1 pseudogene is annotated in these 679 nt (G+C 64.2%); it reads right to left on the reverse strand.

Features of this window, described 5'->3' with window-relative positions:
* Positions 1–80: 80 nt before the first annotated feature.
* Positions 81–502, reverse strand: a pseudogene (locus BST14_RS28205) (helix-turn-helix domain-containing protein); the annotation flags it as partial.
* Between the last annotated feature and the right edge of the window lie 177 nt (positions 503–679).

Here is a 679-nt window from a genome sequence, read left to right on the forward strand (position 1 = left end):
CAGCCCACTACGCTGCCACCTGTACCCACCAATGAACGACTCTCCTTCGCCGTGGACCAGTTCACGGGGTCCGGTCACGACAACTCCATCGGTGCCCCGCGCTGCCAGCGTTTCCACTTACGCGAACGCCGGTCCCGCACCGCCGGATCGATCATGCCCGCCCGCACCAGGGCCCGAGAGACCGCCGACTCCGAGGGCACCGGCGCCACCCGGCGTTTGGCCCACTCGAACACCAACCGCCGCGGCCGCCCGATACGGCCGCAATCGCCGCAACCTCAGCAAGACCGCCTCCACCGCCGCCGGCATCTGATGCGGACACGACACCGGCCGGTGCGACCGATCCACCAGCCCCTCAAGGTCCTGAGACTCATAGCGGCAAACACGAGTGCAGCGTCTGACGCGACACCCCAACCTTCGAAGCGACCTGCGAAATCGACAATCCGTCGCTGATCACCGCTAACACGGCCTGATACCGCTGCTCGGCCACGCTCAACTCCTTCATCTGAAGGAGTGTCAAGGATCAACCGAAGTAGGTGTAACGCAACTCCAACAACCTGGCTTCCACCTCGGCGCCGATCTGATGCGGACAACTCATCGGTCGAGGTTGCGTCCGCCAAGGTGGTGTACGAGTCGGGGACCGATTTGGTGACCGGCGTGTCGTAGCCGAGTGATTGAAGGT

This window comes from Mycobacterium arosiense ATCC BAA-1401 = DSM 45069, from assembly GCF_002086125.1.
GTDB classification, from domain to species: Bacteria; Actinomycetota; Actinomycetes; order Mycobacteriales; family Mycobacteriaceae; genus Mycobacterium; species Mycobacterium arosiense.